Source organism: Pseudomonas sp. MB-090624, assembly GCF_003205245.1.
GTDB classification, from domain to species: domain Bacteria; phylum Pseudomonadota; class Gammaproteobacteria; order Pseudomonadales; family Pseudomonadaceae; genus Aquipseudomonas; species Aquipseudomonas juntendi.
This window is the reverse complement of record NZ_QJRK01000004.1, coordinates 101,679-121,039: the sequence shown is the minus strand read 5'-3', so window position 1 is coordinate 121,039 and position 19,361 is coordinate 101,679. Positions and strand designations below refer to the sequence as shown.

Annotated in this window: 18 protein-coding genes; all 18 read left to right on the top strand. The window is 59.5% G+C overall.

Annotation, left to right across the window (positions count from 1 at the left end; genetic code table 11):
• The 18 genes from mnmE (at position 1) to DMX12_RS03435 (ending at position 19,029) form a co-directional block, all read left to right on the top strand.
• The gene (gene mnmE / locus DMX12_RS03520; protein ID WP_110676251.1) at positions 1 to 1,371 is read left to right on the top strand and encodes a tRNA uridine-5-carboxymethylaminomethyl(34) synthesis GTPase MnmE; all 1,371 of its coding nucleotides are present in this window, start codon (positions 1 to 3) and stop codon (positions 1,369 to 1,371) included.
• 600 nt (positions 1,372 to 1,971) lie between these two features.
• Positions 1,972 to 3,864 (top strand): tRNA uridine-5-carboxymethylaminomethyl(34) synthesis enzyme MnmG, encoded by a 1,893-nt coding sequence (gene mnmG / locus DMX12_RS03515; RefSeq protein ID WP_009684669.1) that lies wholly within the window; start codon positions 1,972 to 1,974, stop codon positions 3,862 to 3,864.
• Positions 3,861 to 4,511, top strand: coding sequence for a 16S rRNA (guanine(527)-N(7))-methyltransferase RsmG (rsmG, locus tag DMX12_RS03510; RefSeq protein WP_009684668.1), 651 nt, complete (start codon positions 3,861 to 3,863; stop codon positions 4,509 to 4,511). Before mnmG ends, rsmG begins: the two co-directional genes overlap by 4 nt.
• Before the next feature lie 18 nt (positions 4,512 to 4,529).
• Positions 4,530 to 5,321 carry a ParA family protein gene (locus DMX12_RS03505; protein WP_009684667.1) on the top strand — a complete coding sequence of 264 codons (792 nt, stop codon included), beginning with the start codon at positions 4,530 to 4,532 and terminating at the stop codon, positions 5,319 to 5,321.
• 9 nt (positions 5,322 to 5,330) lie between these two features.
• On the top strand, positions 5,331 to 6,203 hold the full coding sequence (locus DMX12_RS03500) for a ParB/RepB/Spo0J family partition protein (RefSeq protein ID WP_009684666.1): 873 nt from the start codon (positions 5,331 to 5,333) through the stop codon (positions 6,201 to 6,203).
• Positions 6,204 to 6,352: 149 nt separating this feature from the next.
• A complete protein-coding gene (locus DMX12_RS03495) occupies positions 6,353 to 6,760 on the top strand; it encodes a F0F1 ATP synthase subunit I (RefSeq protein ID WP_009684665.1) in 408 nt (135 codons plus the stop codon).
• A gap of 16 nt (positions 6,761 to 6,776) precedes the next feature.
• Positions 6,777 to 7,646: a F0F1 ATP synthase subunit A gene (atpB, locus tag DMX12_RS03490; RefSeq protein WP_003260030.1), complete on the top strand. Its 870-nt coding sequence runs from the start codon at positions 6,777 to 6,779 to the stop codon at positions 7,644 to 7,646.
• Between the two features lie 144 nt (positions 7,647 to 7,790).
• Positions 7,791 to 8,048 carry a F0F1 ATP synthase subunit C gene (gene atpE, locus DMX12_RS03485; RefSeq protein WP_003097235.1) on the top strand — a complete coding sequence of 86 codons (258 nt, stop codon included), beginning with the start codon at positions 7,791 to 7,793 and terminating at the stop codon, positions 8,046 to 8,048.
• Positions 8,049 to 8,106: 58 nt separating this feature from the next.
• Positions 8,107 to 8,577 carry a F0F1 ATP synthase subunit B gene (locus tag DMX12_RS03480; RefSeq protein ID WP_003253189.1) on the top strand — a complete coding sequence of 157 codons (471 nt, stop codon included), beginning with the start codon at positions 8,107 to 8,109 and terminating at the stop codon, positions 8,575 to 8,577.
• A 12-nt stretch (positions 8,578 to 8,589) separates the two neighbouring features.
• Positions 8,590 to 9,126: a F0F1 ATP synthase subunit delta gene (locus DMX12_RS03475; RefSeq protein WP_003253191.1), complete on the top strand. Its 537-nt coding sequence runs from the start codon at positions 8,590 to 8,592 to the stop codon at positions 9,124 to 9,126.
• 21 nt (positions 9,127 to 9,147) lie between these two features.
• Positions 9,148 to 10,692, top strand: coding sequence for a F0F1 ATP synthase subunit alpha (atpA, locus tag DMX12_RS03470; protein WP_009684664.1), 1,545 nt, complete (start codon positions 9,148 to 9,150; stop codon positions 10,690 to 10,692).
• Between the two features lie 48 nt (positions 10,693 to 10,740).
• Positions 10,741 to 11,601, top strand: a complete 861-nt coding sequence (gene atpG / locus DMX12_RS03465; protein ID WP_009684663.1) for a F0F1 ATP synthase subunit gamma — start codon at positions 10,741 to 10,743, stop codon at positions 11,599 to 11,601.
• Positions 11,602 to 11,628: 27 nt separating this feature from the next.
• On the top strand, positions 11,629 to 13,005 hold the full coding sequence (gene atpD, locus DMX12_RS03460) for a F0F1 ATP synthase subunit beta (RefSeq protein ID WP_009684662.1): 1,377 nt from the start codon (positions 11,629 to 11,631) through the stop codon (positions 13,003 to 13,005).
• Positions 13,006 to 13,049: 44 nt separating this feature from the next.
• Positions 13,050 to 13,469, top strand: coding sequence for a F0F1 ATP synthase subunit epsilon (locus tag DMX12_RS03455; protein WP_029886844.1), 420 nt, complete (start codon positions 13,050 to 13,052; stop codon positions 13,467 to 13,469).
• Between the two features lie 121 nt (positions 13,470 to 13,590).
• Entirely contained in the window at positions 13,591 to 14,958 is a 1,368-nt protein-coding gene (gene glmU, locus DMX12_RS03450) for a bifunctional UDP-N-acetylglucosamine diphosphorylase/glucosamine-1-phosphate N-acetyltransferase GlmU (RefSeq protein ID WP_110676249.1), read from the top strand.
• 263 nt (positions 14,959 to 15,221) lie between these two features.
• The gene (locus tag DMX12_RS03445; protein ID WP_174824181.1) at positions 15,222 to 16,001 is read left to right on the top strand and encodes a DeoR/GlpR family DNA-binding transcription regulator; all 780 of its coding nucleotides are present in this window, start codon (positions 15,222 to 15,224) and stop codon (positions 15,999 to 16,001) included.
• A 3-nt stretch (positions 16,002 to 16,004) separates the two neighbouring features.
• Positions 16,005 to 17,840: a glutamine--fructose-6-phosphate transaminase (isomerizing) gene (glmS, locus tag DMX12_RS03440; protein WP_054914016.1), complete on the top strand. Its 1,836-nt coding sequence runs from the start codon at positions 16,005 to 16,007 to the stop codon at positions 17,838 to 17,840.
• Between the two features lie 250 nt (positions 17,841 to 18,090).
• The gene (locus DMX12_RS03435; RefSeq protein WP_110676247.1) at positions 18,091 to 19,029 is read left to right on the top strand and encodes a LysR family transcriptional regulator; all 939 of its coding nucleotides are present in this window, start codon (positions 18,091 to 18,093) and stop codon (positions 19,027 to 19,029) included.
• Positions 19,030 to 19,361: the final 332 nt, after the last annotated feature.

Here is a 19,361-nt window from a genome sequence, read left to right as displayed (position 1 = left end):
ATGAACATTGTGCGTGAAACCATCGCAGCCGTCGCCACCGCCCAGGGCCGCGGCGGGGTGGGGATTGTCAGGTTGTCCGGGCCCCTGGCCGCCAAGGCTGGGCAATTGATCACCGGCCGTACGCTTACCCCGCGCCACGCCCATTACGGCCCCTTCCGCGATGAGGACGGGCTGGTACTGGACGAAGGGATCGCATTGTTCTTCCCCGGGCCCAATTCGTTCACCGGCGAGGACGTGCTTGAGCTGCAGGGCCACGGTGGCCCGGTGGTGCTGGACATGCTGCTGCAGCGCTGTGTACAAGTTGGCTGTCGGCTGGCCCGCCCAGGTGAGTTCAGCGAGCGCGCATTCCTCAACGACAAGCTCGACCTGGCGCAGGCCGAAGCCATTGCCGACCTGATCGAGGCCAGCTCCAGCCAGGCGGCCCGCAACGCCCTGCGCTCGCTACAGGGCGAGTTCTCCAAGCGTGTGCAGGGTTTGACCGAGGCGTTGATCGCATTGCGCATCTACGTCGAGGCAGCGATCGACTTCCCTGAAGAAGAGATCGACTTCCTCGCCGACGGCCACGTGCTTTCGATGCTCGATACCGTACGCCGAGAGTTATCCACCGTGCAGCGCGAGGCGGGGCAGGGTGCATTGCTGCGCGACGGCATGACGGTGGTTATCGCCGGCAGGCCCAATGCCGGTAAATCCAGCCTGCTGAACCAGCTGGCAGGGCGCGAAGCAGCGATCGTCACCGACATTGCCGGCACCACACGGGATATTTTGCGCGAACATATCCACATTGATGGCATGCCGCTGCATGTGGTGGACACCGCCGGGTTGCGGGCCACCGATGACCATGTGGAAAAGATTGGTGTGGAACGGGCGCTGAAGGCCATTGGCGAGGCTGACCGGGTATTGCTGGTAGTCGACTCCACAGCGCCCGAAGCCAGCAACCCGTTTGCCCTGTGGCCAGAGTTTCTCGACCAGCGGCCAGACCCGGCGAAGGTTACGCTGATCCGTAACAAGGCAGACCTGAGTGGCGAGCGGGTAGGGCTGGAACAAAGCGATGATGGCCACGTCACGATCACCCTTAGCGCCAAGGGCAATGACGCAGGCCTGCAGCTGCTACGCGACCACCTGAAGGCGTGCATGGGTTATGAACAGACTGCCGAGAGCGGTTTCAGCGCCCGCAGGCGCCACCTGGATGCGTTGCGCCAGGCCAGTGAGCACTTGGAGCACGGCCGCGCACAACTGACCCTGGCGGGCGCGGGAGAGCTGTTGGCGGAAGACCTGCGTCAGGCCCAGCATGCGTTGGGCGAGATCACCGGGGCATTCAGTTCGGATGATTTGCTGGGTCGGATCTTCTCCAGCTTCTGTATTGGCAAATAATCCACAGCCGGGCACTGCCAATGGCCGCTTCTTCGGGAGCGGCTTTTTTTTGCCTGGAATTCACGCATCTGCCGTGCGGGCGCCATCGCCGGCCTGCCAGCACCCAGAAGCTTCCTGCTTGTCATGCTTGTTCCGCCCTCCTGTGGGAACGGGTTTACCTGCGAGAAGGCCAGTACAGGCTCACAATTTTTCATACACAAGCTTGGAAATGCGCTCAGGAGCCCTGTGGAAAAGCCACCTTCAGCTCCGTTGATAAGCATGCTTTTTTTCTGAGGACAAAACCCCCTGTGGGTAAACAGGCATTTAATCCACAGGCTAAATCACGTTATCCATACCCCTCAGGCCACTCCAACCACAGGGTTTAATTTCTCTGTACATGACGTACTTCAAGGCCTGCAAAGGTTTATCCACAGATAAGGCTGTGCATAAGAATAAACATAAAAACAAAGCTTTTATAAATTTCTCTTCTTTGATTTCTGTTGTGGGCCACTCATCCACAGACTGGTCAAAATTTGCTCAGACGGTTTCTTTAAGGGGGGGTAAGTCCCTATACTTGTCGGCTTACCTTCTCTATTCGCAAAAACAGGCACGAGGTGCGTGGTGGATTTCCCTTCCCGTTTTGAAGTGATCGTCATCGGCGGCGGCCATGCCGGTACCGAGGCTGCGCTTGCGTCAGCACGCATGGGTGTGAAAACCCTGCTGTTGACCCATAACGTGGAAACCCTCGGTCACATGAGCTGCAACCCCGCTATCGGCGGTATCGGCAAAAGCCATCTGGTCAAAGAGATCGATGCCCTTGGCGGCGCCATGGCGTTGGCTACCGACAAGAGCGGCATCCAGTTCCGCGTTCTGAACAACCGCAAAGGTCCAGCTGTACGGGCAACCCGTGCCCAGGCCGACCGCGCCATCTACAAGGCGGTGGTTCGTGAAATCCTGGAGAACCAGCCAAACCTGTGGATATTCCAGCAGTCCTGCGATGACCTGATCGTCGAACAGGATCAGGTCAAAGGCGTGGTGACCCAGATGGGTCTGCGTTTCTTTGCCGAATCGGTGGTACTGACCACCGGTACCTTCCTTGGCGGCCTGATCCACATCGGGTTGCAAAACCATTCAGGTGGTCGTGCCGGTGATCCGCCTTCGATCGCGCTGGCACACCGTATGCGCGAGCTACCACTGCGCGTGGGCCGCTTGAAAACGGGTACGCCACCACGTATCGACGGTCGTTCGGTGGATTTTTCGGTCATGACCGAGCAACCAGGCGATACGCCCATACCGGTGATGTCGTTCATGGGCAATGCCGAAATGCACCCGCGCCAGGTCAGTTGCTGGATTACCCATACCAACGCGCGTACCCACGAAATCATTGCCTCGAACCTCGACCGCTCGCCCATGTATTCGGGCGTGATCGAAGGTGTGGGCCCGCGCTACTGCCCATCGATCGAAGACAAGATCCACCGGTTCGCAGACAAGGAAAGCCACCAGGTGTTCATCGAGCCCGAGGGCTTGACCACCCATGAGCTGTACCCGAACGGTATTTCCACGTCGCTGCCTTTCGACGTGCAGCTGGAACTGGTCCGTTCGATCCGTGGCATGGAAAACGCCCACATCGTGCGCCCTGGCTATGCCATCGAGTACGACTACTTCGACCCGCGTGACCTCAAGTACAGCCTCGAGACCAAAGTCATCGGCGGCTTGTTCTTCGCCGGCCAGATCAATGGCACCACCGGTTACGAAGAAGCCGGCGCCCAGGGCCTGCTGGCCGGGACCAACGCCGCGCTGCGGGCACAAGGCCGTGACAGCTGGTGCCCTCGGCGTGACGAGGCCTACATCGGCGTACTGGTCGACGACCTGATTACCCTGGGCACCCAGGAGCCGTACCGTATGTTTACGTCGCGTGCCGAGTACCGGCTGATTCTGCGCGAAGACAACGCCGACCTGCGTCTGACCGAAAAGGGCCGTGAACTGGGCCTGATCGATGACCAGCGCTGGGCGGCCTTCTGCGCCAAGCGCGACGGTATCGAGCGCGAGGAGCAGCGCCTGAAGTCGACCTGGGTACGACCCAATACCGAACAAGGCCAAGCCATTGTGGATAAGTTCGGCACGCCGCTCAGCCACGAGTACAGCTTGCTCAACCTGCTGGCCCGCCCGGAAATCGACTACGCCGGCCTGATCGAGGCCACCGGCGGGGAGGCAATCGATCCACAGGTCGCCGAACAGGTCGAGATTCGCACCAAGTACGCCGGTTACATCGACCGCCAGCAGGATGAGATCGCTCGCCTGCGTGCCAGCGAGGACACCCGGTTGCCTGTGGATATCGACTACACGACCATTTCCGGCCTGTCGAAGGAGATCCAGGGCAAGCTGGGCCAGACCCGCCCGGAAACCCTGGGCCAGGCATCGCGCATTCCAGGCGTGACCCCGGCGGCGATTTCCCTGTTGCTGATTCACTTGAAAAAACGCGGCGCTGGCCGCGAATTGGAGCAAAGCGCTTGAGTGCCCTGGTTACCCCGCAACATGCTGAAGAGTTGTCCACAGGTGCGCGGCAGCTTGGTGTAGAACTGAGTGCCGAGCAGCATGAAAAACTGCTCGGCTACCTGGCCTTGTTGATCAAATGGAACAAAGCCTACAACCTGACCGCCGTGCGCGACCCGGACGAGATGGTTTCGCGGCATCTGCTCGACAGCCTGAGCGTCATGGCGTTTATCCACAGCGCGCGGGACAACTGGCTGGATGTCGGCAGTGGTGGTGGCATGCCTGGTATTCCTTTGGCTATCCTGCACCCGCACAAGCGGGTGACCGTGCTCGATGCCAATGGCAAGAAAACCCGCTTCCTGACCCAGGTGAAAATGGAACTCAAGCTGGACAACCTCACGGTTATCCACAGCCGGGTCGAGGCGTTCCAACCTGCACAACCGTTCGATGGGATCATCTCCCGTGCCTTCAGCAGCATGGAGAACTTCACCAACTGGACCCGCCACCTGGGCGACACCGGGACGCAATGGCTTGCAATGAAGGGGCTGCATCCTGCCGATGAACTGGTAGCATTGCCCGCAGACTTCACAGTGGAAAGCGAACAGGCCCTGACCGTTCCAGGTTGCCAGGGCCAGCGCCATCTGCTGATACTGCGCCGCAAGGCATGACTGGGAACACGCGCATCAATGGCTAAGGTATTCGCAATCGCGAACCAGAAAGGTGGTGTAGGCAAGACCACCACCTGTATCAATCTCGCCGCCTCGCTGGCCGCAACCAAGCGTCGTGTGCTGCTGATCGACCTCGATCCGCAGGGCAACGCCACCATGGGCAGCGGTGTGGACAAACACGAACTCGAGCACTCGGTCTACGACCTGCTGATCGGGGAGTGCGACCTGGCCCAGGCCATGCATTACTCCGAGCACGGTGGTTTTCAGTTGCTGCCGGCCAACCGCGACCTGACCGCCGCCGAAGTGGTGCTGCTGGAAATGCAGGTCAAGGAAAGCCGCCTGCGCAACGCGCTGGCGCCCATCCGTGACAACTACGACTACATCCTGATCGATTGCCCGCCGTCGCTGTCGATGCTGACGCTCAACGCCCTGGTCGCAGCCGATGGCGTGATCATCCCCATGCAGTGCGAGTACTACGCACTGGAGGGTCTCAGTGACCTTGTGGATAACATCAAGCGCATCGCTGCCCGGCTGAACCCGGAGCTGAAGATCGAGGGCTTGCTGCGGACCATGTACGATCCCCGCCTGAGCCTGAACAACGATGTGTCGGCCCAGCTCAAGGAGCACTTCGGGCCCCAGCTTTACGACACGGTCATTCCGCGCAACATTCGCCTGGCCGAGGCGCCCAGCTTCGGCATGCCGGCCCTGGCCTACGACAAGCAATCGCGTGGCGCCCTGGCTTATCTGGCGCTGGCTGGGGAACTGGTTCGCCGGCAACGCCGTCAGTCGCGCACTGCACAGACAACTTAAGGAATCCGTATGGCCGTCAAGAAACGGGGTCTCGGACGTGGGTTGGATGCACTGCTCAGTGGTCCTACCGTGAGCGCGCTCGAAGAGCAGGCTGTGAAGATCGACCAGAAGGAGCTTCAGCACCTGCCAGTCGAACTGATCCAGCGTGGCAAATATCAGCCACGCCGGGACATGGACCCACAGGCGCTGGAAGAACTTGCCCACTCGATTCGCAACCATGGGGTGATGCAACCGATCGTGGTGCGCCCGATCGGCGATAACCGCTACGAGATCATTGCCGGTGAGCGCCGTTGGCGTGCCACCCAGCAGGCCGGCCTGGACACCATCCCGGCCATGGTCCGCGAAGTGGCCGACGAGGCCGCCATCGCCATGGCACTGATCGAGAACATCCAGCGTGAAGACCTCAACCCGCTGGAAGAGGCGCTGGCCCTGCAGCGGCTGCAGCAGGAGTTCGAACTGACTCAGCAACAAGTGGCCGATGCGGTCGGCAAGTCGCGGGTCACCGTGGCCAACCTGCTGCGCTTGATTACCTTGCCAGAGGCGATCAAGACCATGCTCGCCCACGGCGACCTGGAAATGGGTCACGCCCGCGCATTGCTCGGGTTGGATGAGAATCGCCAGGAAGAGGGGGCGCGTCATGTTGTCGCACGTGGTCTCACCGTGCGCCAAACTGAAGCACTGGTTCGCCAATGGCTCAGCGACAAGCCTGAACCGGCCGAACCGGGCAAACCTGATCCGGATATCGCGCGCCTTGAACAGCGGCTCGCAGAGCGCCTGGGCTCGGCTGTGCAGATTCGCCACGGCAACAAGGGCAAAGGCCAATTGGTTATTCGCTACAACTCGCTTGACGAGTTGCAAGGTGTGCTTGCACACATCCGCTGAAACAATTGCTGTTGTAGCGGGCAGTCGGAAATCACTACCGAAGAGTTGAATAGGGGTTAAACCACCCCTATACTCTGCGCGCATTTTGTCGGCACAAATTATGCCAAGTCATCACTGACTTGTTGGTCGACTTCCGAGGAGCAGTTGTGATGGAAATCCGCACGCCAAACCGCCTGCCTTTCCATCGCTGGGCGGTTTTTCCGGTACTGCTGGCTCAATTTGTCGTATTCCTGCTGGCGACCCTGGTGTTGTGGCAGTGGAAAGGGGCGGTCAGTGGATATTCAGGCCTTTGCGGAGGTTTGATTGCCTGGCTGCCCAACGTGTATTTCGCCTGGAAGGCTTTTCGCTTTAGCGGAGCTCGGGCGGCACAAGCCATCGTCAAGTCGTTCTACGCTGGCGAGGCAGGCAAGATGATTTTGACGGCAGTGCTTTTTGCACTGACCTTCGCAGGAGTGAAGCCACTGGCGCCGCTAGCAGTATTCGGCGTCTTCGTGTTGACCCTTTTGGTCAGCTGGTTCGCGCCCCTGCTGATGAATAAAAGACTTTCGAGACCTTAGGGCGTTTGAGGCAACCATGGCAGCAGAAACCGCTTCGGGCTATATCCAGCACCACTTGCAGAACCTGACCTACGGTCAACTACCAGACGGCAGCTGGGGCTTTGCCCATTCGGCTGCAGAAGCCAAGGCAATGGGCTTCTGGGCGTTCCACCTGGACACCCTGGGTTGGTCCGTCGCGCTGGGTCTGATCTTCCTGTTCATCTTCCGCATGGCGGCCAAGAAGGCCACCTCCGGCCAGCCTGGCGGCCTGCAGAACTTCGTGGAAGTGATGGTCGACTTCGTCAACGGCAGCGTGAAGGACTCCTTCCACGGCCGTAGCCCGGTCATCGCACCGCTGGCGCTGACCATCTTCGTCTGGGTATTCCTGATGAACGCCGTCGACCTGGTACCGGTCGACTGGATTCCTCAGCTGGCCATCCTGATCTCCGGTGATCCGCACATTCCGTTCCGCGCCGTGTCGACCACCGACCCGAACGCGACCCTGGCCATGGCGTTCTGCGTATTCGCGCTGATCATCTTCTACAGCATCAAGGTCAAGGGCCTGGGCGGCTTCATCGGTGAGCTGACCCTGCACCCGTTCGGCAGCAAGAACATCTTCGTGCAGATCCTGCTGATTCCGGTCAACTTCCTGCTCGAATTCGTCACCCTGATCGCCAAGCCGATCTCGCTGGCACTGCGTCTGTTCGGCAACATGTATGCCGGCGAACTGGTGTTCATCCTGATCGCGGTCATGTTCGGTTCCGGCCTGCTGTGGCTGAGCGGCCTGGGTGTCGTGCTGCAATGGGCGTGGGCGGTGTTCCACATCCTGATCATCACCCTGCAAGCTTTCATCTTCATGATGCTCACCATCGTCTACCTGTCGATGGCGCACGAAGATAACCATTAAGACCGCCTGGCGTGTCTGATAGCCTTCCCCGCTCGTTTGGGGGGAGGGCTTAAAAAGTCCGCAAGGGCATGCTGTACCAAACGATTTGTTTTACCGCTTCAACTTAAAAACCTAACCAATACGACGTAAAAGTCGGGAGGAAAGATGGAAACTGTAGTTGGTCTGACCGCTATCGCTGTTGCTCTGCTGATCGGCCTGGGTGCTCTGGGTACCGCCATTGGTTTCGGCCTGCTGGGCGGCAAATTCCTGGAAGGCGCTGCTCGCCAGCCAGAAATGGTTCCAATGCTGCAGGTTAAAATGTTCATCGTTGCCGGTCTGCTCGACGCCGTAACCATGATCGGTGTTGGTATCGCTCTGTTCTTCACCTTCGCGAATCCGTTCGTTGGTCAAATCGCCGGCTAATCACTCGTAACCACGAGTTGATAGCTGTGATGAACCAAAGACCGAGCGAGGTGTTGGCGTGAATATTAATGCAACCCTGATTGGCCAATCCGTTGCCTTCTTGATTTTTGTACTCTTCTGCATGAAGTACGTATGGCCTCCGGTCATCACTGCTCTGCAAGAGCGCCAAAAGAAGATTGCCGACGGCTTGGACGCTGCCAACCGCGCAGCTCGCGACCTGGAGCTGGCCCAAGAAAAAGCGGGTCAGCAACTGCGTGAAGCTAAGGCACAGGCAGCCGAAATCATTGAGCAAAGCAAGAAACGCGCTGCTCAGCTTGTCGAGGAAGCCCGTGAACAGGCCCGCGTCGAAGCTGACCGTGTGAAGGCTCAGGCTCTGGCCGAGATCGAACAGGAACTGAACAGTGCTAAAGACGCCCTGCGTGCCCAAGTGGGTGCTCTGGCCGTTGGCGGTGCTGAAAAGATCCTTGGCGCCACAATCGATCAAAACGCGCATGCGGAGCTGGTTAACAAACTGGCCGCTGAAATTTAAGCGAGGGCGATCATGGCAGAACTGACCACGTTGGCCCGACCTTACGCTAAGGCTGCCTTTGAGCACGCCCAGGCCCATCAGCAACTGGCCAATTGGTCAGCCATGCTCGGCCTGGCTGCTGCGGTGTCGCAAGACGACACCATGCAGCGCCTGCTCAAGGCCCCGCGACTGACGAGCGCAGAAAAGGCCGCCACGTTCATTGACGTGTGCGGTGACAAGTTCAATGCACAGGCACAGAATTTCATTCATGTTGCCGCGGAAAACGACCGTCTCCTGCTTCTGCCGGAGATTGCCGCCCTGTTCGACCTCTACAAGGCCGAGCAAGAGAAATCCGTGGACGTGGAAGTCACCAGTGCCTTCGCGTTGAACCAAGAACAGCAAGACAAACTCGCCAAGGTTCTCAGTGCACGGTTAGGCCAGGAAGTGCGCCTGCACGCGTCGGAGGATGCCAGCCTGATTGGCGGCGTCGTCATCCGCGCAGGTGACCTGGTAATCGATGGCTCTGTTCGCGGCAAAATCGCGAAACTGGCCGAAGCATTGAAATCTTGAGTTTGAAGGGGCAGCAGAGCAATGCAGCAACTCAATCCTTCCGAAATTAGTGAAATCATCAAGGGCCGCATCGACAACCTCGATGTGAGCTCCCAAGCCCGTAACGAAGGTACCGTTGTTTCGGTATCCGACGGTATCGTGCGGATCCACGGTCTGGCCGACGTCATGTACGGCGAAATGATCGAGTTCCCTGGCAGCGTCTACGGTATGGCCCTGAACCTGGAGCAAGACTCCGTAGGTGCAGTGATCCTGGGTGCCTATGACACCCTCGCCGAAGGCATGAGCGCCAAGTGCACCGGCCGCATCCTGGAAGTTCCTGTTGGTAAGGAACTGCTGGGTCGCGTCGTTGACGCACTGGGTAACCCGATCGATGGCAAAGGTCCGCTGGGCAACACCCAGACCGACGCGGTCGAGAAAGTGGCTCCAGGCGTGATCTGGCGTAAGTCGGTAGACCAGCCTGTACAGACTGGCTACAAGTCCGTCGACGCCATGATCCCTGTCGGCCGTGGCCAGCGCGAGCTGATCATTGGCGACCGTCAGATCGGTAAGACCGCCATGGCCATCGACGCCATCATCAACCAGAAAGACTCCGGTATTTTCTGTGTTTATGTTGCTGTCGGCCAGAAGCGCTCTACCGTTGCCAACATCGTTCGCAAGCTGGAAGAAACCGGCGCCCTGGCCAACACCATCGTGGTTGTTGCCAGTGCTTCGGAATCCGCCGCACTGCAGTTCCTGGCGCCATACGCCGGCTGCACCATGGGCGAGTTCTTCCGTGACCGCGGTGAAGACGCACTGATCGTTTACGATGACCTGTCCAAGCAGGCCGTTGCCTACCGTCAGATCTCCCTGCTGCTGCGCCGTCCACCAGGACGTGAAGCGTACCCAGGCGACGTGTTCTATCTCCACTCCCGTCTGCTGGAGCGTGCATCGCGCGTTTCGGAAGAATACGTCGAGAAGTTCACCAACGGTGCAGTCACTGGCAAGACCGGTTCCCTGACCGCCCTGCCGATCATCGAAACCCAGGCTGGCGACGTTTCCGCGTTCGTTCCGACCAACGTGATTTCCATCACCGACGGTCAGATCTTCCTGGAATCGGCCATGTTCAACTCGGGCATTCGCCCTGCAGTGAACGCCGGTGTTTCGGTATCCCGCGTAGGTGGTGCCGCTCAGACCAAGATCATCAAGAAGCTGTCCGGTGGTATTCGTACCGCTCTGGCTCAGTACCGTGAACTGGCTGCATTCGCCCAGTTCGCTTCCGATCTGGACGAAGCGACCCGCAAGCAGCTGGAGCATGGTCAGCGCGTAACCGAGCTGATGAAGCAGAAGCAGTACGCGCCGATGTCCATCGCGGACATGGCTCTGTCGCTGTACGCCGCTGAGCGTGGTTTCCTGACTGACGTGGAAGTCTCCAAGGTCGGTAGCTTCGAGCAAGCACTGATCGCCTTCTTCAACCGTGATCACGCCGAACTGATGGCGAAGATCAACGTGAAGGGTGACTTCAACGACGAAATCGACGCAGGCCTGAAAGCCGGTATCGAGAAGTTCAAGGCCACCCAGACCTGGTAAGCCGCAGCGGGGGCTCCGGCCCCCGCTTGCTAACCTGATAGGTGATACATGGCAGGCGCAAAAGAGATTCGCAGTAAGATTGCGAGCATCAAAAGCACGCAAAAAATTACCAGCGCCATGGAGAAAGTGGCGGTCAGCAAGATGCGCAAGGCACAAATGCGCATGGCTGCTAGCCGTCCTTACGCGGAGCGTATCCGCCAGGTGATCGGTCATCTGGCCAACGCCAACCCGGAATACCGCCACCCGTTCATGATCGAGCGCCCTGTAAAGCGCGCCGGTTATATCGTGGTGAGCAGTGACCGTGGCTTGTGCGGTGGCTTGAACACCAACCTGTTCAAGGCCCTGGTCAAGGACATGAGCGAAAACCGCGAACAGGGCGTGGAAATCGACCTGTGCGTGATCGGCAGCAAGGGTGCGACTTTCTTCCGCATCTTTGGCGGCAACGTTGTAGCCGCGATCAGCCACCTGGGCGAAGAGCCGTCGATCAATGATCTGATCGGCTCCGTCAAAGTGATGCTGGACGCCTACATGGACGGCCGTATCGATCGCCTCTCGGTGGTTTCGAACAAGTTCATCAACACCATGACCCAAAAACCGACGGTCGAGCAATTGGTACCGTTGGTGGCAACCCCGGATCAGGAACTCAAGCACCACTGGGACTACCTGTACGAACCCGACGCAAAAGAGCTGCTGGACGGCTTGATGGTGCGTTACGTGGAGTCGCAGGTCTACCAGGCGGTGGTCGAGAACAACGCTGCTGAACAAGCAGCCCGGATGATCGCCATGAAAAACGCCACAGACAACGCCGGTGATTTGATCAAAGAGCTGCAATTGATCTACAACAAGGCGCGTCAGGCTGCGATCACCCAGGAGATCTCGGAAATCGTCGGCGGCGCTGCCGCGGTTTAACGGTTCAAAAAATCAGAGGATCCAGCTATGAGTAGCGGACGTATCGTTCAAATCATCGGCGCCGTCATCGACGTGGAATTCCCACGTGACGTCGTGCCGAGTGTTTACAACGCGCTGAAAGTACAAGGCGCGGAAACCACCCTGGAAGTTCAGCAGCAGCTGGGCGACGGCGTGGTTCGTACCATTGCGATGGGCTCGACCGAAGGCCTGAAGCGCGGTCTGGATGTCGTCGACACCGGCGCAGCCATCTCCGTTCCTGTTGGTAAGGCCACCCTGGGCCGCATCATGGACGTACTGGGCAACCCGATCGACGAAGCCGGCCCGATCGGCGAAGAAGAGCGTCGCGGTATCCACCAGCCAGCGCCTTCGTTCGCTGACCAGGCAGGCGGCAACGACCTGCTGGAAACCGGCATCAAGGTTATCGACCTGGTTTGCCCGTTCGCCAAGGGTGGTAAGGTTGGTCTGTTCGGTGGTGCCGGCGTCGGCAAGACCGTTAACATGATGGAACTGATCCGTAACATCGCCATGGAACACAGCGGTTACTCCGTGTTCGCTGGTGTGGGTGAGCGTACTCGTGAGGGTAACGACTTCTACCACGAGATGAAGGACTCCAACGTTCTCGACAAGGTAGCGCTGGTCTACGGTCAGATGAACGAGCCACCAGGAAACCGTCTGCGCGTAGCGCTGACCGGCCTGACCATGGCTGAGAAGTTCCGTGACGAAGGTAACGACGTTCTGCTGTTCGTCGACAACATCTATCGTTACACCCTGGCCGGTACCGAAGTATCCGCACTGCTGGGCCGTATGCCTTCTGCAGTAGGTTACCAGCCGACCCTGGCTGAAGAGATGGGCGTTCTGCAAGAGCGCATCACCTCCACCAAGGAAGGTTCGATCACTTCCGTTCAGGCCGTATACGTACCTGCGGACGACTTGACCGACCCGTCGCCAGCGACCACCTTCGCCCACTTGGACGCCACCGTCGTTCTGTCCCGTGACATCGCCTCCCTGGGTATCTACCCAGCGGTCGACCCACTGGACTCGACTTCGCGTCAGCTGGACCCGAACGTGATCGGCAACGAGCACTACGAGACCGCTCGTGGCGTTCAGTATGTTCTGCAGCGCTACAAAGAGCTGAAGGACATCATCGCGATCCTGGGTATGGACGAACTGTCCGAAAGCGACAAGCAACTGGTAGCCCGCGCTCGTAAGATCCAGCGCTTCCTGTCGCAGCCGTTCTTCGTGGCCGAAGTCTTCACTGGTTCGCCAGGCAAGTACGTTTCCCTGAAAGACACCATCGCTGGCTTCAGCGGCATCCTCAAAGGTGACTACGACCACCTGCCAGAACAAGCGTTCTACATGGTCGGCAGCATCGACGAAGCGATCGAGAAAGCCAAGAAACTGTAATCCCGGCGCCCCGCAAGGGGCGCTAATCAGGTTGAGGCAAGCAGATGGCTATGACAGTCCATTGCGACATCGTCAGCGCGGAAGGAGAAATCTTCTCCGGCCTGGTCGAGATGGTAGTAGCGCACGGCAACCTGGGCGATCTGGGTATCGCTCCAGGCCACGCGCCGCTGATCACCAATCTCAAGCCAGGTCCGATCACGCTGACCAAGCAGGGTGGCACTCAAGAGGTGTTCTACATCTCCGGTGGCTTCCTCGAAGTGCAGCCGAACATGGTGAAGGTTCTTGCCGACACCGTGCAACGTGCTGCCGACCTGGACGAAGCTCAGGCTCAGGAAGCCCTCAAGGCTGCCGAGAACGCGCTGAACACTAAAGGCTCGGACTTCGACTACGGCGCTGCAGCCGCACGTCTGGCCGAGGCGGCTGCTCAGCTGCGTACTGTCCAGCAAATGCGCAGAGGCAAGTAATCCGGCCCAGGCCGCTTACTGCCAGTGCGATTGAGTTAAAGGGTAGCCTCGGCTACCCTTTTTCTTTTTCCGAATTTCTATTTTGGTCACGCAGCTGACCGCCCAGGATTGGTAGCCAGTAATGTCCCTCGATATCGTTATTCTCGCCGCAGGCCAAGGCACGCGCATGCGTTCGGCGCTCCCCAAAGTGCTGCATCCGGTCGCCGGCAACTCCATGCTCGGCCATGTTATCCACAGCGCGCGCCAGCTGCAGCCGCAAGGTATTCATGTGGTCATTGGCCATGGTGCCGAACTGGTCCGCGAGCGCCTGGCCGCCGATGACCTGAATTTCGTCATGCAGGATAAACAGCTGGGTACCGGCCACGCCGTTGCACAGGCACTGCCAGCGCTGACTGCCGATACTGTGCTGGTACTGTACGGCGACGTGCCGCTGATCGAAGTGGAGACCCTGCAGCGGCTGCTGGCCAAGGCCAATGACCAGCAACTGGGCCTGCTCACGGTCACCCTCGACGACCCGACCGGCTATGGCCGCATCGTTCGCGATCAGCAAGGCAATGTCACCGCCATCGTTGAGCACAAGGATGCCAGCGAAGCGCAGAAAGCGATCAACGAAGGCAACACGGGCATTCTGGCGCTGCCAGCGGCGCGCCTGGCTGACTGGATGGGTCGTCTGTCAAACAACAACGCCCAGGGTGAGTATTACCTGACCGACGTCATCGCCATGGCGGTGGCCGATGGTTTGGTGGTGGCTACCGAGCAGCCCCACGATCCAATGGAAGTGCAGGGGGCCAACGACCGTCGCCAGCTTTCCGAGCTGGAGCGCCACTACCAGTTGCGTGAAGGGCGTCGCCTGATGGCCCAGGGTGTAACCCTGCGTGACCCGGCGCGCTTCGACGTGCGCGGTGAGGTGACCGTCGGTCGTGACGTGCTGATCGACATCAACGTTGTACTCGAGGGCAAAGTGGTCATCGAGGACGATGTGCAGATCGGTCCCAACTGTGTAATCAAGAACACGACCCTGCGCAAAGGGGCTGTGGTCAAGGCCAACAGTCACCTTGAAGGTGCGGTGATGGGCGAGGGCAGCGATGCCGGCCCGTTTGCCCGGCTGCGCCCTGGCAGCGTGCTGGATGCCAAAGCCCATGTGGGTAACTTTGTAGAACTGAAAAACGCTCACCTGGGAGAGGGTGCCAAGGCTGGCCACCTGTCCTACCTGGGGGATGCCGAAATCGGCGCCCGTACCAACATCGGCGCTGGCACCATCACCTGCAACTACGACGGTGCCAACAAGTTCAAGACAGTGATGGGTGAGGATGTATTCATCGGTTCGAACAACTCGCTGGTAGCGCCTGTGGAAATCCAGGCCGGCGCCACTACCGCCGCTGGTTCTACCATTACGCAGGCTGTTGAAGCAGGTGATCTGGCAGTGGCCCGGGCACGCCAGCGCAACATCCCAGGTTGGAAGCGGCCGGAGAAGATCAAGAAGAGCTGATTTATCCACAGCTGCTTCCCTCGAAGCCGACCTATGTGAGTAAGTCGGCTTTTTTGTGCGCTATGCAACCCGATGTGTGGGCGCGGCCAGTGTGGGAGCGGGCAAGCCCGCGAACACCGGCAAAGCCGGTGCCATACATCGCGATGCCGGCGTTGCGGACAAGCCAAAGAAAAATTGCCGCCAGTAAAGTTACGCACAGCTTGACTAATCGCTCATCTTAGGTTTTGATTGCAATCATTATCTTTCGAAACGAAATTTAACTGATCATGTCGAAACGAAACACCCCTCAACGTCGCCACAACATCCTGGCCATGCTCAGCGAGCTGGGCGAAGTGAGTGTGGATGCCTTGGCCAAGCGTTTCGAAACCTCGGAAGTGACCATTCGTAAGGACCTTGCCGCGCTGGAGGCGAACGGCCTGCTGCTGCGCCGTTACGGCGGTGCAGTACCGGTACCGCAGGAAATGCTCAGCGAACCCGCGCAACCGGTCTCTGCCTACAAGAAGGCTATCGCCCGTGCAGCGGTGGGGCGTATACGCGAGCATGCTCGTATCATCATCGATAGCGGTAGCACGACCGCCGCTATGATTCCGGAACTGGGCCGCCAGCCCGGCCTGGTGGTGATGACCAATTCGTTGAATGTGGCTCGCGCCATCAGCGAGGTCGAGCACGAACCGGTACTGCTTATGACCGGCGGAACCTGGGACCCGCACTCCGAATCGTTCCAAGGGCAGGTCGCCGAGCAGGTCCTGCGGTCTTACGATTTCGACCAGCTGTTCATCGGTGCCGATGGCATCGACCTCGCGCGGGGCACCACCACCTTCAACGAGTTGCTTGGCCTGAGCCGGGTAATGGCTGAGGTCGCCCGCGAAGTGATCGTGATGGTCGAGTCGGACAAGGTGGGGCGCAAGATCCCCAACCTCGAGCTGCCCTGGGGCAGCGTGCATACCCTTATTACAGATGAACGCCTGCCCGCAGCGGCACGCGAACACATTCAAGCCCGCGGCATCAACCTGATCTGTGCCGCGATCAGCCAGGAGCAATAATTCATGTGTGGAATCGTTGGTGCCGTCGCCGAACGTAATATCACCGCCATCCTGATCGAAGGCCTCAAGCGGCTTGAGTACCGTGGCTACGACAGCGCCGGCTTGGCCGTGCTCACCCAGGACGGCCAGCTGCAGCGTCGCCGCCGTATCGGCAAGGTCAGCGAGCTGGAAGCGGCCGTTGCTGCCGAGCCGCTGAGTGGCCGGCTGGGTATCGCCCACACCCGCTGGGCGACGCATGGTGCACCCACCGAAGGCAATGCCCACCCGCATTTCTCTGCTAACGAAGTAGCGGTAGTGCACAACGGCATCATCGAGAACCACGAGGAGCTGCGCGAAGAACTGAAGGGCCTGGGCTATGTCTTCGCCTCGCAGACCGATACCGAAGTCATCGTGCACCTGATTCACCATACCCTGAAAAGCGTGCCGAACCTGGCAGATGCGCTGAAGGCGGCCGTGAAACGCCTGCACGGTGCCTACGGTCTGGCGCTGGTCAGCATCCACCAGCCTGATCGCCTGCTCGCCGCACGCAGCGGCAGCCCCCTGGTGATCGGCCTGGGCCTGGGCGAGAACTTCCTGGCATCCGACCAACTGGCCCTGCGCCAGGTGACCGACCGCTTCATGTACCTGGAAGAGGGCGATATCGCCGAGATCCGTCGCGATCAGGTCACCATCTGGGACCAGGCCGGGCACGAAGTCCAGCGCGAAACCGTGCAGTACCATGAAGGCGCCGAGGCCGCCGACAAGGGTAACTACCGCCACTTCATGCTCAAGGAAATCCACGAGCAGCCAACCGTGGTTCAGCGCACGCTGGAAGGGCGCTTGGGTAAAGATCACGTTCTGGTCCAGGCCTTCGGCCCTCAGGCTGCAGAATTGTTTGCCAAAGTGCGCAATGTGCAGATCGTTGCCTGCGGTACCAGCTACCACGCAGGCATGGTCGCCCGTTACTGGCTCGAAGGCCTGGCCGGCATCCCTTGCCAGGTGGAAGTGGCCAGTGAATTCCGCTACCGCAAGGTGGTGGTGCAGCCAGACACCCTGTTTGTGTCCATTTCGCAATCTGGCGAAACCGCTGACACCCTCGCTGCCCTGCGCAACGCCAAGGAGCTGGGCTTCCTCGGCAGCCTGGCGATCTGCAACGTGGGTATCAGCTCGCTGGTCCGTGAGTCGGACCTGACCCTGCTGACCCTCGCTGGCCCGGAAATCGGCGTGGCCTCGACCAAGGCCTTCACCACCCAGCTGGTGTCGCTGATGCTGCTGACGCTGGCGCTCGGCCAGGTCCGCGGCACCTTGCCGGCCGGTGTCGAGGCCGACCTGGTCGAAGAGCTGCGCCGCCTGCCGACGCGCCTTGGCGAAGCCTTGGCCATGGACGCCACCGTCGAGAAAATCGCCGAGCTGTTCGCCGACAAGCACCACACCCTGTTCCTCGGCCGCGGCGCCCAATACCCGGTGGCGATGGAGGGCGCACTCAAACTCAAGGAAATCTCCTACATTCACGCAGAAGCCTACCCAGCTGGCGAACTGAAGCATGGCCCATTGGCACTGGTGGACAACGATATGCCGGTGGTGACCGTTGCGCCGAACAACGAACTGCTGGAGAAACTGAAGTCCAACCTGCAGGAAGTACGGGCCCGTGGTGGTGAATTGGTGGTGTTCGCTGACGAACATGCGGGCATGACTAATGGCGAGGGCACCCACGTGATCCAGGTGCCGCACATCGCCGATGCCCTGGCGCCGATCCTGTACACCATTCCGCTGCAGTTGCTGTCTTACTACGTGGCTGTGCTGAAAGGCACCGATGTGGACCAGCCGCGTAACCTGGCCAAGTCGGTTACGGTTGAGTAACGCGTGAGCGGGGGGACTTCAGTTGGTTTCCGGCAATAAAGTGGTACCGCGACATTAAAAGCGGTCATGCGCGATCGCGGCCTCCTGGTGATCCAGGCTCCGCTCGCGTCCACCACTGGCACTGCCGGGGGGCGCAGTAGCGCCCCAGCCGAGCACCCCATAGAGCGGTGGCAACCACACCAGCACCACGGTCGCGGCTTGGTTGGCTGTGGCCAGCTGTGCGGCCTGGGCAGGCTAAGAAGGAATTTCTATGCTCCACAGCAACTACCTCAAGCAGTTGGATCTGCAGGACATCGTGGTGTTTCTCAACTTGCTGGAGTTGCGCAGTGCCAAACGCACCGCTGAGCTGATGAGCGTGAGCCAGCCGACGGTCAGTTATTGTTTAAAGCGGCTGCGCGGCTGCTTTGACGACACGTTGTTCTCTTCATCCCAAGGGGTACTGCAACCGACCAGCAAGGCCGAGAAGATCGCGCCTTATTTGCGCGTGGTGGTCGAGTCGGTCAACCGCTGCGCGGAAGACGAATATCAAGCATCTGACCAAGCCGTGCGTAAGATCTGGCGGCTATGCGCGCCGGAGTATTTCGAGTTGTCGTTCCTGCCGCAAGCCCTGGCGATGCTGTCGCACACGCATGCCAATACGTCGCTGCACCTCGAACGCCTGAGCCGCGACCTGCCTGTGGATCAGCTGATGTCAGGGGAAATCGACATCGCGATCGGCTTCGGTCCGGGCTATCACCAGATGCACCCGGAGTTGCAATGGCAAGCGGTGGTCAACGACGACTTTGTCTGCCTGACCAGTCAAAACGGGTTGGCCAACGACGCGGCCATGAGCCTGGATGAATTCTGCGCCTCGCCCCACGTATTCCCCACACCGTGGATTTCGGAAAAGAACATGGTCGACAGCTGGCTGGATAAAGTCGGCCGTTCCCGCAATGTGCTGGTGCGCGCCAATGGTTACCAAGCCTGCGTGAACATCGTAGCCGCGGTACCGGCCACGCTCGCACTACCGGCGCGCCTGTTGCCGCATCTGCGCATACCGTCATCAGTGAAAGTCTGTCAGCCGCCGCTGGGTTTCCCAACGTTTACCTTGGACATGATCTGGGCGCGCGACCGTCGGGACAGCAAAGATATCGCCAGCCTGCGCAAGTTGATCGAACAGGTGGCCGAAGTGTTGTTGACGGCACCATGAAACAGGCTTTTAAATTTTCACCACGCTTTTAGATTTCTTAAAACCAGCCAGCCGCTCGTTTCTCTTATCGTGTGGTCATCGGGTAGCGCAAGACCTACCTGAGTTCCACGCTTTCACGGAGGAATGAGTCATGCTGGCGTACGCCCACCTGTGGTATTTCCCTTTTTCCAACAACCGACGCCGTGCTACGGCTTCGAGTGTGCCATTGCGGTCGATCGCTACATGCGTGTAAGCGATTCGATCAGCCCTATGCACATCGTGCGCAATTTCTACAAAGGCCGGCACGGCTCGTTGTCTGCAGGAAGCGGCGCGTACCCACTACCTCAGGCACT